Consider the following 10,197-nt stretch of genomic DNA (forward strand, 5'->3'; position numbering starts at 1 on the left):
GTTATTCGTTTTCGATTTCAACTTCCATACCGTTCGTCAGGCGGCTTTGCCCGGTGATAACCACTTGGTCGCCATCCTCCACTCCGGATATGATCTCATATTTATCACCCATACGGCGTCCTAGCTCCACCTTCTGGTAGGATACCTTGCCGTCTTTGCATACATAGATATACCGGTCGCCGGCGCCTGATTGTTTTACGATAGAGCGATCCGGAGCCACCACGTGATCCATATGGCCGAAACTCATTGTCACCCGGGCGAACATACCCGGTCGCACTCGCTCATCCGAGTTGGCGATCTTGATCTCCACGGGGAACGTGCGGGTAGCGGGATCGATCGTCGGGTAAACTAAGTTGACTTTACCCTTGAAAACCTCGTCTCCGTAGACATCCAGCCGGATGTCTACCTCATGGCCCTTCTTCACTTTCGTAAAAAGACTCTCGGAGACATTCACCATTAATTTGACCGGACGGATTTCCTCTACCGTATAGATGGGGTTTCCGCCGCTGTACATATCGCCGCTATCGTAGTTACGGGCGGTTACGACTCCGCTGATCGGGCTTAGCAATTGGGTGTTCTCCACCAAGTTTTTATACGTCTCGCGAGCCACCTCCAAGGAAGTCTTTTGGGCATCCCAAGCGGATTTGGAAGCACCGCCTACCTTATACAACTCGTCGATACGTTTGAACTCGATCTCTTGGTTATCCAATTGTATCTTCGCTTGCTTTAGACTTGTAGCGTCCATCTTGGCCAATAACTGCCCGGCTTTTACATGGTCGCCTACCTCGGCGAAGATTTTCTCGATACGGAATGGGGTTTGGGGAGCGATATTATTTTTGATATTCGCTTCCACTGTAGCGGTAAATTCACTGAGTTGCTCCACGTCTTGAACAGAGACCGTCTCCACTTTCACCTTTACTTTCTCATTCTGTGTTTCCGTGGCTTCCTCACTCTTATTACCCGAGCAAGACATCAGCAGGGCCAATGTAGCTATCGGTATTACTTTCAGCATTTGACTTGTCTTCATATAATTGTTCCTAATTATTATCTATTAAACTTTCAATTTTTAATTTTCAATTCATCTGTCCGTTACCCAATACTTTCTCCAGATCCGCCTTCGCTACCATATAGTCGTAGATAGATTGGTTGAAGTTCAACCGGGCCTGCGTCAAGGCAAGTTCGGCATCGTTCATCTCCAGCCATGTACCGGCTCCGGTGTCGTACCGTTTTTGCGAGATCATATATCCCCGTTCCGCTTGCTCGACTCCCTTTTGGGCGGCGTCGAACTTCTTGATACAGGTATTCATATTATCTATGTACTGTTTAACGGCCAACTGCAAATTACGCTTGGTATCGTCCCGTTGCAGGTTTAGTTGGTCGATGGAGACTTTCGTCTGCTTTACCTTATAAAATTTACTACCTCCGGAGAAGATAGGAACCGATAACGTGATACCGATCATCGAATAGGGGTTCCATCTGTAATTCTTGAACTTGAAGTCATTGTTCATGGCACTCCATTGATATAGACCGGTCAGCGACAAGGTCGGCAGATAATCGAATTTCTGCATGACCAGCGTCTTTTTTAGCTGTTCCGCCTGAAGGTCTAATTGTTTCAAGTCCGTATTCTCGGATAAGGTTGTATCCGTGGATAGATAGTCGGCGAAGAGGCTGGACTTGAAATCCGTCAGTTGCCCGTCGCAATCGATATTTAAATCCAGATCCATACCCAATAACGCTTTTAACTGCCATTTAGCCAAGGTAAGGGAGTTCTCTGCCTGCAACAGATTAGGCTCTGTATTCTTTACCGTCACATCGGCACGTATCAAGTCGTATTCAGCTACGGTTCCCTGTTCATACTTCCGTTTGATATCCAGATAATTCTCCATGGCATTGTCGTAACTTTGCTTGAATACCCGGTAAGAGTCGCTTGCCAGAAGGACGGCGTAAAAGCTCTTTTTCACTTGGTTCACCATCGCTATTTTAGAAGAGCGAGCTTGCTCCACCGCCAATTCCACGTCTAAGGCCGAGATACTCAAGCTTTTCCATAAGGAGGCGTTCACCAGTGGCATGGAAGCGTTGAAGCCCAAGCTCCAGTTGTTGCTACGTCCTACCTCGAAACCCTCGTCCATACTCGACATGTCCGTGCCTTCGGGCAAGCTGCCGCCTCCCATGTCACCCATGTCGAAATCCATATACATCACCTGTTTCTTCAAGGTACGGTTGTAGTCCCCCGCAAAACTGATCTGCGGAAATAGAGAAGCGTACGAGCCTTTACGTGCGTACTTTTTCTTCTGTATTTCTTTATCGGCAACTTTTACGGTCGGGTTCTCGCTAAGGGCGATCTCTAGCGCTTTCCCAAGATCCAGTTTCAGGGTGTCTTGAGCCAGAACCGGTCTCGCCGCCAGAAAAGGCAATACCATAAATGTGACCAACATCATTTTTCTACTCATCAATAATCGTTTCATTTAGGATAGATTTTGTCTGTGATTAAACTCATTAAGTGTTCGCTATAAATCATAGGATTGTTTGAGATCGAATCGGTCTAGGATCGCTCTTCCCTTCTCGGTACTGATCCCTTTCAGGAATGTGAGGAGGATCGTGTTGTATACCTCGGTGATGGAATGCTTGCAGAAGACATTGGAAGGCCGCAACATCTTCGTCTGCTCTTTCACCAGTAAGGCCATGATCTCGAAGTTGATCCCCTCTTGGAACACGCCCTCTTTAACGCCCCGTGTGAACAAGTCCATACACCTCTTACCCATTCTCGCTTTATTCATCTCTATTTTTTGTTGGGCTTTCGGATATTTCTTCAAGTCCTCGTAAAACTTCTCGTTGAACCATCTCGGGTTTTTCATCATCTCCTCATAGAAAAGCAGGATTACTTCCAAGGCATTGAAAGGTTCTTTTTCCAGTCCCGTCAGATATTGTCCGAGCGATTCGGAATTGTGATCGATCCCCTCGATCAGCAAGGTTTCCTTGTCCTCGAACGACTCGTAAAGTGTGCGCTTGGAGATACCAGCCGCTTTCGCTACATCATCCATACTCACACTCTTGATGCCATATTGAGAAAAAAGATCGAACGCCGTATTAATAATCTGTTCTTTTATCATATTCGTTTTTGTTACGTCAAAAGTAGCCGGGGCAATCCCCGTATACAAGTAAAAAGCGCTGACTCGTCCGTTGGAATCGACCAATGACCGGATATTCCCGTCGAATCTATTCGCAAAGGTCTGATATATTTAGAAAACCAGAAAGGTTTATACTGTTACGGTATTGGTATGGAATGAAACAGGATATTGTCAAAAATTCTTGTTATTCGTTCAATTTTGGATGAAAATTGGTTAAAAACGAAATAGTGGGTGGTCTTTGGCTTTTTATTTCTATCTTTGTCCGAGGTGATAATAAAAATCTACAGATAGATATGAAAAATTTACCTTTAATTGAAGTCACTGAGTTAATCAAGGGAATTGAGTCCAGCGACAACTTTCAAGATGATTTATCGATAGCGGATCTGAACGGAGATTTGATTAATTACGAGGAAAAAAGGCTGGAGCATTCCACCCCGATGCGTTTAAATGCCTTGTTGATGATCTTGGTACAGGAAGGTACTGCTGATATTTCGGTAGACTATATTCCATATAAGATAGAGAAGAATACGTTTATAACCTTGATGCCGACTCATATCATACAGGTATCGAAAGTGAGCAAAGATTTGAGAGGGCGTTTGTTGATCGTGTCCAGATCTTTTCTGGATGGATATACTACCCCGGCAGGGAAAAAAAACTCTATGGTGCATTATATGCAGATCCGTAAGAATCCATGTGCTGCGATGAGTGCCGAGGAGACTGAGCATATATCCGACCAATTCTCAATCTTACGGGAAAAGATGAAGCTGCGTACCCATTTTTTCCAGAAGGAGGCTCTCCAAAACGCCTTAGTCGGTTTCTTTATCGAGTTGGCTAATATCTTTATGGGTAAGAAGGAGCTGATGACGGCACCTACACTCTCCCGGAAGGAGGAGCTTTTCGAGCAGTTCCTGCAATTGCTTTTCGAGCATTGCAAGGAGCAGCACGTCGTTACTTTCTATGCCGAGAAATTATTTATTACCCCACAGTATCTTTCGCTTATCTTGAAAGAGCTAACGGGTAAATCAGCGAATAAATGGATTGACGACGCCTTGATCGTCGAGGCCAAGATGCTGTTGAAGGCCCCGCAAGCCACGGTTCAGCAAGTAGCGGATATACTCCACTTCTCCGATCAATCCACTTTCGGTAAGTTTTTCAAGAAGCATATGGGTATATCACCCATGGAATACCGGAAATCATAATCCGGTATTTTCTATACGCTTGCGGAACTTATACCAGTTGATCAACTCACAAGCCCCGTAGAAAATGCTGGCTACACCGAAGATTACGAATGTATTTGCCGCCGCCCCGAACGGGTAGGCAAGAATCATTACTCCGGTTATCAAGATCAAAGCCGGCATCAGGTAGAAGCCCAACGGTACATTGCTCCATTTCCTTGCGGATATCAATGAAACCAATTGCTGTACACCGGCAATTACCAATAAGGCTCCGAGTACGTACATTAATATATTCACGAAGAACTCGGGCATGATTACCAACCACGCTCCGAACAGTACGCTTCCCGCTGCCTCGATAGGAAACATCGGTTTTTCCCCGTTCTCGTTTTTCGGTCGGGTGAAATAGCTGAGGATAGCGAATAATCCCGGTAAAATGAATAGTATACCGATCGTGATAACCAGATAGGTTATGGCTGCTTCCGGCCATAATACCAAAACAAACCCTAATACCATCGCAAATGCGCTACGTAAAACCGCGCCATTAATAGATCTCATATGTTTTTATTTTAGATTTCATTTATAATATGACAAAGGTATATATTCTTTCCGACTTTTTTTACCTTTGTGCGCCATAAAGCAGTATCAGGAAAAACATCGAAATATATCCCTCTTGAATGCATGCTTCGCGTAAAAAGACAAACTTGAAATCATCTAACGAATAATAATACTAAAACAAAAAATGAAGCGTATAGTTTTTTTGGATTACGTGCGTGTGTTCGCGTGCTTCCTTGTCATGGTTGTCCACGCCAGTGAAAACTTTTATGGAGCTGAGGGCTCCACGGATATGGTGGGACCGCAATCTTATCTGGCCAATGAGGCCGATCGGTTGTGGGTAGCCGTATACGATGGTTTCTCACGCATGGCGGTGCCATTGTTTATAATTGTCTCCGCCTTTCTTCTTGCGCCGATGAAGGCAGGGCTGACCTCTTGGCAATTCTACCGTCAGCGTTGTATCCGCATCTTACCGCCGTTTTTCATATTTATGATACTATACAGCACTTTACCCTTGCTTTGGGGGCAGATAGATGCCGAGACATCATTGAAAGATATATCGAGAATATTCTTGAACTTTCCTTCACAGGCCGGACATTTGTGGTTCATGTACCCTTTGATCAGCCTCTATTTATTTATACCCGTAATATCGCCATGGTTGAATAAAGCCACGGCGAAAGAAGAGCGTTTTTTCATCGGCTTGTTTCTGTTGTCGACCTGTATGCCCTATCTCAATCGTTGCTTCGGCGAGGTGTGGGGACAATGTTTTTGGAACGAATACCATATACTGTGGTACTTCTCCGGTTATTTAGGATACCTCGTACTGGCACATTATATACATGTCCATCTTACATGGAACCGTTCTAAACGTCTGGTTATCGGAATCGCCTCGATGCTCGTCGGTGCCTTGCTGACGATTTATTCCTTCTATGTCCAAGCGATACCCGGAGTAACTCTTGTCACACCTGAGATAGAGATCGGATGGGCTTTCTGTACGATTAACTGTGTGCTTCTTACGGCGGGTACGTTCCTCGCTTTTACTTGCATAGGCAATTCGAAATCTCCACGACTCATAACAGAGATGTCTAAACTCAGCTACGGTATGTACCTTATGCATATATTTTGGCTCGGATTGTGGGTAACGGTGTTTAAGCACGACTTAGCCTTGCCTACTGTCGCCGCCATACCATGTATTGCGGTAAGTACATTTATCTGCTGTTATGTGACGACAAAGATTATCTCATTAATACCGGGCAGTAAATGGATTATAGGATGAATATAGGATAGCTCTGTCATTTGGCGCGGTTACTTTGTAAACAAGATGATAAGATTACCTGTTATTTGGAAAAAATCGTATATTTACGATATTCAAATAAATCCCGGGTAATAATGATGACGAGAACAGTTTTTATACTTTTGATATCGAGCCTTTGTACGCTAAGTTATTGTACGCCGAGGACCGAGCCTGCTCAAACCGAGGTCTTAACTCCTGTGGATTCTATATCGAAGGATTCCGCTGTGATCATGGAGACTTTGCCTCCCCATATCGAAATAGAGAAAGAGCTGCTTTACGATAAGCATACTTTAGAAGATACTTACCCCTATAAAGATACGACACGGGAGTTCCAGTGGGAGAAAATGAAAGAAAGATTATCCTTATTGGAGTCGATCCAAAGGGAGCCGTCTCAATGGGCGATCTTGCAGAACTATAAAAACAGGAATGGAGAGGCTCCTCTTGTAAAAGTCTTCAAGAGAGATGCCTATAAGAGGGTTTCCGATACGCTTGGTGTAGAACGCTATCAATCCGTCCCGCTTTATTTGCTGACTGATACCGTGATTCCCGAGATCTATGGACGTGACGGTAGCTTGGTTCGTATCAAGGCGATGGATGAGGATTCTAAATTCGCTCGTATACAAACCGTGTATGATGGGGAGGAGGAGTGGTATGCTCCGAAGAAATATATCAAGCAAATAGGGGATACGGTAGTCTTCGATAAGGCGATCTTCGTGGATCGTCATAACCAGAATATCGCGACCTTGGAGCACGTCGGCTCGAAATGGTTGGTTCGTAGCATGAACCCTGCGACTACCGGACAGCATCGTCCTCCTTATGCGCAGGAAACCCCGTTGGGAATGTATGTTCTCCAAGAAAAAAAGTCTCGCATGATCTATTTGGTAGACGGTTCCAAGGAGACAGGTGGATTCGCTCCTTATGCCAACCGTTTTACGAATGGGGCGTATATCCATGGCGTACCGGTCAACGCTCCTCGTAAATCGTTGATCGAGTATAGTCCTTCGTTGGGAACGACACCCCGGTCTCATATGTGTGTGAGAAACGCGACTTCGCATGCGCAATTTGTTTACGATTGGGCGCCTGTTAATGAGACGATTGTTTTTGTATTAGAATAAAAATCATAACTTTGCGGCGTTATTGTTTTTTAGTATGCGAAGGATTTTCTTGTATTTGTTTTTTATTGTCTTGTCTGTAGGTTCAATTTCAACCGGTGGCGTTTTGCGTGCCCTATCTCCGGAAACGGGATCAACGTCTGTGGCGGTTATGGGGCGCCAATTATATGAGGAGATGCGATTGGATCAATGGGTTTGTTTCGATGCGTTTATGCAGGGGCTTAGAGGTTCCGAGAAGATTGATCGGAAAAATAAGGATATCCTTACATTGATCGATTTCTCTAAACCTTCTACGGCGGAGCGTATGGTTGTATTGGATATACGGCAAAAGAGAATACTTTACACCTCTTTGGTTTCTCACGGTAAGAATAGCGGAGGGAATTATGCGACCTCTTTCTCGAACGAGAACGGTTCCCACAAAAGCTCTTTAGGATTTTATCTGACGGAAAATACGTACCAAGGCCGGAATGGCTATTCGCTTATCCTAAATGGATTGGAAAAAGGAATAAATGATTTGGCTAAGCAAAGGGCGATTGTAATTCATGGCGCCTCTTATTCCGATCCTTCTGTGGCAGCTTCCTCGGGTCGGTTAGGACGTAGCTTTGGTTGCCCTGCGTTGCCTGTATCTGTCAGTAAGCCAATTATTAATACGATAAAGAATGGAACCCTTTTATTTATTTACGCCAACGATAAGAACTATCTGACGCAAAGTTCCATTCTATCCACTCAACAAGAAAATGATATTTTTCATGAAAAAAGTTACCAAAAAGTTTTGTAGTTTAAAATAAAGGCGTACCTTTGCACCGCAATCAGAGATAAACACTATGAATTGCAAAACGGGGTGTAGCGCAGTCCGGTTAGCGCACCTGCTTTGGGAGCAGGGGGTCCCAAGTTCGAATCTTGGTACCCCGACTTAGAAAAAGGGAAATGGTTGATGTTCAACTGTTTCCCTTTAACTGTTTTAATACCCCCGGGACAGGAATGGGACATAAGTTATCAAAGTGCCTCGTTTTAACATAACGGGACAATTTTGAGACAGGAAATGTCTGTAAGATTTTTAGTGTAAATGTCTTAGCGTTGATTTTAATTTAAAATTGACGTTAAAAAAAAATGCCTAAAAGGAAACAAAGTTCGAGTGTTTTGAGCATCGTAGCTTATACTCCGCCTCAATTATATGTCGGTGTGGAATGGTATATCGGATTTATGGCCTTCGATCCAGCAAAGGGAAAGATGCGCCGAAAAAAAATCAAGCTTAATCATATTTCGAAAATAGGAGAGAGGAGGATCTATGCAAAAGATTTGATCAATCGTCTTTCGGAACAACTTCGAAGAGGTTGGAACCCATGGATTGAGCGGGAATCAGCATTATCTTATGTATTTATTGATGATGCCATAGAACATTTCTTTCGGATACAGAAAAAATATTTGGATGATGACATTATCCGAGAAGCTACTTATGTGGAATATCAATCAAAGATCAGGAATCTAAAGAAATACAATGAGTCGTTGAAACAGTCGGCTACGTATATTTACCAGATTGATCAGCGCTTTTTGCAAGAGTTTTTGGATCATATATACATTGATCGCGGCAATACGGCCAAAACTCATGATAACTACATAAGGGTTTTGAGTGTATTTTGTAAATTCCTAGTACGCTCTGGATATCACAAAACGAATATGGCCGAGGGTTTGCAAGTTTTAGGAAAGCGGCATTATCAAAAAAACAGGACAGTCTTGTCTATAAAAGATCTTGAGCGCTTACGGAACTACTTGATGGGGAATAATAAACATTTCTTGCTAGCCTGTTACATTGAATATTATTGCCTTATTCGCCCTAAAGAGATGTCAATGCTGAAAATAAGGGATATATCGTTTAAGAATCAAACGATTTTAGTTAGTGGTGATATATCGAAGAACCGAAAAGATGCGGTGGTTACATTGAATAAAAAGGTTATTCAATTGATGATAGATTTGAAAATCTACCAATATCCGATGAATTATTATCTTTTCTCAGATTCTTTCAAACCAGGAGAGAGTGGAAGAACCGAGAAACAGTTTAGGGATTATTGGTTATCTCATGTTATGAGAGATTTAAAGTTCCCGAAGGATTATAAGTTCTATTCCCTAAAAGATTCTGGAGTTACAATGATGCTTCGCCAAAATGTGGATGCTCTGTCTGTACGTGATCAAGCTAGGCATTCCTCAATATCAATAACGGATATATATACGCCACATGATTTGAAGGAGGCGAATCCTTTGTTGACGGATTTTGATACGGGATTTTAATGAAAATATGATCTGGTCGTTGTTAATAGATTACATTCCTAATAATCTCATCATCATCTCCACTTTCCTCTCCAAGGCACGATAATCGGCCAGTGTCACCCTTGGGGGTTCCGGGGGAAGATCGTCGGGAGGTTCGGGGGAGGCATCGGCGGCTATCATTGGCCTCACCGCTTCCTCCATGTCGGTATCCTCGTCAAGCAATACGGTCTCGGCGGCTACCGGATCGTCGATCTCCTCATAGTGCCCGGGGAGTTCTTCCAAGGGGGTATCCAGCCTCTCGCCGCCTAGGTGATAGGTCTTGCCCAGATAGATTTCCGGTCCGGCTATCCATCCGTCACTGATACGGCGGAAGACCTTGCCGTCCTCCGCTATCAGATGCTTGTTGCTCGATTCGTCTGTTCTCATGACTCCGTTTTTTCTGATATGGGTTTGATACGACTTGCGTAAGCGGACCAGTTCGTGGCCGTCTTATAGGTATCCACGGCATCGTCCGGCACGTAGATCGGACAGTTGTTGCCGTTCGTCAAGGCTCCGCTGGAGAGGGTGAAAGGAGGAGTGGATAAAACGCTGACGAAAGCTAGATTGTAGCAGCCAGACAGCAAGGATGAATTGCTGGTAAGCTTCACCCACGATGCCAGCGGAGTCAAGTC

Annotated in this window: 11 protein-coding genes and 1 tRNA gene; 6 read left to right on the forward strand and 6 right to left on the reverse strand. The window is 44.1% G+C overall.

All coding sequences use genetic code 11. The features are described 5' to 3' along the window. Position 1: 1 nt before the first annotated feature. The 3 genes from DWX84_RS17390 to DWX84_RS17400 are packed head-to-tail and all read right to left on the reverse strand — an operon-like array spanning position 2 to position 3,110. Positions 2 to 1,027, reverse strand: coding sequence for an efflux RND transporter periplasmic adaptor subunit (locus tag DWX84_RS17390; protein WP_008774010.1), 1,026 nt, complete (start codon positions 1,025 to 1,027; stop codon positions 2 to 4). A 46-nt stretch (positions 1,028 to 1,073) separates the two neighbouring features. Continuing rightward, a complete protein-coding gene (locus DWX84_RS17395) occupies positions 1,074 to 2,465 on the reverse strand; it encodes a TolC family protein (RefSeq protein ID WP_008778062.1) in 1,392 nt (463 codons plus the stop codon). Positions 2,466 to 2,507: 42 nt separating this feature from the next. Continuing rightward, complete coding sequence (locus DWX84_RS17400) at positions 2,508 to 3,110, reverse strand: TetR/AcrR family transcriptional regulator (protein WP_005866074.1); 603 nt, start codon at positions 3,108 to 3,110, stop codon at positions 2,508 to 2,510. 311 nt (positions 3,111 to 3,421) lie between these two features. Here DWX84_RS17400 and DWX84_RS17405 point away from each other — a divergent pair, with 311 nt between their 5' ends. After that, on the forward strand, positions 3,422 to 4,327 hold the full coding sequence (locus DWX84_RS17405; RefSeq protein WP_048928073.1) for an AraC family transcriptional regulator: 906 nt from the start codon (positions 3,422 to 3,424) through the stop codon (positions 4,325 to 4,327). On the opposite strand, the gene DWX84_RS17410 is transcribed toward DWX84_RS17405, so the two are convergent. Beyond that, positions 4,322 to 4,858: an HdeD family acid-resistance protein gene (locus tag DWX84_RS17410; protein WP_005866076.1), complete on the reverse strand. Its 537-nt coding sequence runs from the start codon at positions 4,856 to 4,858 to the stop codon at positions 4,322 to 4,324. The two genes, DWX84_RS17405 and DWX84_RS17410, sit on opposite strands and share 6 nt — an antisense overlap. 184 nt (positions 4,859 to 5,042) lie before the next feature. On the opposite strand from DWX84_RS17410, the gene DWX84_RS17415 reads away from it, so the two are divergent. The 5 genes from DWX84_RS17415 to DWX84_RS17435 all read left to right on the forward strand — a co-directional run bounded on the left by DWX84_RS17415 (position 5,043) and on the right by DWX84_RS17435 (position 9,547). Further along, positions 5,043 to 6,131, forward strand: coding sequence for an acyltransferase (locus DWX84_RS17415; protein ID WP_036651401.1), 1,089 nt, complete (start codon positions 5,043 to 5,045; stop codon positions 6,129 to 6,131). 113 nt (positions 6,132 to 6,244) lie between these two features. Continuing rightward, on the forward strand, positions 6,245 to 7,264 hold the full coding sequence (locus DWX84_RS17420; protein WP_036612293.1) for a L,D-transpeptidase: 1,020 nt from the start codon (positions 6,245 to 6,247) through the stop codon (positions 7,262 to 7,264). A gap of 34 nt (positions 7,265 to 7,298) precedes the next feature. Beyond that, positions 7,299 to 8,039 (forward strand): murein L,D-transpeptidase catalytic domain family protein, encoded by a 741-nt coding sequence (locus DWX84_RS17425; protein ID WP_005866080.1) that lies wholly within the window; start codon positions 7,299 to 7,301, stop codon positions 8,037 to 8,039. Between the two features lie 59 nt (positions 8,040 to 8,098). Beyond that, positions 8,099 to 8,173, forward strand: a tRNA-Pro gene (locus DWX84_RS17430). A gap of 228 nt (positions 8,174 to 8,401) precedes the next feature. Next, positions 8,402 to 9,547: a site-specific integrase gene (locus tag DWX84_RS17435; RefSeq protein ID WP_229103437.1), complete on the forward strand. Its 1,146-nt coding sequence runs from the start codon at positions 8,402 to 8,404 to the stop codon at positions 9,545 to 9,547. Between the two features lie 30 nt (positions 9,548 to 9,577). On the opposite strand, the gene DWX84_RS17440 is transcribed toward DWX84_RS17435, so the two are convergent. Together DWX84_RS17440 and DWX84_RS21525 are read right to left on the reverse strand one after the other, a co-directional pair. After that, positions 9,578 to 9,952, reverse strand: coding sequence for a hypothetical protein (locus tag DWX84_RS17440; RefSeq protein WP_048928075.1), 375 nt, complete (start codon positions 9,950 to 9,952; stop codon positions 9,578 to 9,580). Then, positions 9,949 to 10,197, reverse strand: a 249-nt coding sequence (locus DWX84_RS21525) for a hypothetical protein (protein ID WP_122377581.1), incomplete at its 5' end; no start/stop codon positions are given. The genes DWX84_RS17440 and DWX84_RS21525, both read right to left, overlap by 4 nt.

It is taken from the genome of Parabacteroides sp. AF21-43, assembly GCF_003635435.1.
Lineage (GTDB): Bacteria > Bacteroidota > Bacteroidia > Bacteroidales > Tannerellaceae > Parabacteroides > Parabacteroides distasonis.

Bases quoted from the DNA above. Each gene is read 5' to 3' on its own strand.
- DWX84_RS17405 (WP_048928073.1), top strand. From the start codon at position 3,422: ATGAAAAATTTACCTTTAATTGAAGTCACTGAGTTAATCAAGGGAATT.
- DWX84_RS17390 (WP_008774010.1), bottom strand. From the start codon at position 1,027: ATGAAGACAAGTCAAATGCTGAAAGTAATACCGATAGCTACATTGGCC.
- DWX84_RS17415 (WP_036651401.1), top strand. From the start codon at position 5,043: ATGAAGCGTATAGTTTTTTTGGATTACGTGCGTGTGTTCGCGTGCTTC.
- DWX84_RS17440 (WP_048928075.1), bottom strand. From the start codon at position 9,952: ATGAGAACAGACGAATCGAGCAACAAGCATCTGATAGCGGAGGACGGC.
- DWX84_RS17420 (WP_036612293.1), top strand. From the start codon at position 6,245: ATGATGACGAGAACAGTTTTTATACTTTTGATATCGAGCCTTTGTACG.
- DWX84_RS17395 (WP_008778062.1), bottom strand. From the start codon at position 2,465: ATGAAACGATTATTGATGAGTAGAAAAATGATGTTGGTCACATTTATG.
- DWX84_RS17400 (WP_005866074.1), bottom strand. From the start codon at position 3,110: ATGATAAAAGAACAGATTATTAATACGGCGTTCGATCTTTTTTCTCAA.
- DWX84_RS17410 (WP_005866076.1), bottom strand. From the start codon at position 4,858: ATGAGATCTATTAATGGCGCGGTTTTACGTAGCGCATTTGCGATGGTA.
- DWX84_RS17425 (WP_005866080.1), top strand. From the start codon at position 7,299: ATGCGAAGGATTTTCTTGTATTTGTTTTTTATTGTCTTGTCTGTAGGT.